This window comes from Dellaglioa sp. CoH-55-MRSF-8, assembly GCF_056782195.1.
In genome coordinates this window covers 1-249 of the sequence record NZ_JBXAYH010000239.1, presented here as the reverse complement: position 1 = coordinate 249, position 249 = coordinate 1, and the positions used below count along the sequence as shown (strand labels likewise).

General features: G+C 54.6%; 1 protein-coding gene. It reads left to right on the top strand.

Annotation, left to right across the window (positions count from 1 at the left end):
• Nucleotides 1-38: 38 nt before the first annotated feature.
• The coding region (locus AC1RPW_RS08605; protein ID WP_481769547.1) for a hypothetical protein at nucleotides 39-249 on the top strand (211 nt) is incomplete at its 3' end.

Here is a 249-nt window from a genome sequence, read left to right as displayed (position 1 = left end):
GCCTAATGGTCACGGCCAGCGAGGGTAAGTGGGAGGACATGACTCCTGCTGAGCGCAAACGCTACAACGAAAAACACACGAATAACCCTCATGCAGATACGTATGATCCGAAGGATGAGTGGTGGGAGTTTATGACTCCGGAGATGCGGCAGCGCTACATCCGTGAGCATCCGAATAGCAAATACGCTAAGGAGTACGGACCGGGCGCAAGCGGTACTGGCGTTCGAGAACGGAATGCACATGCCCCAA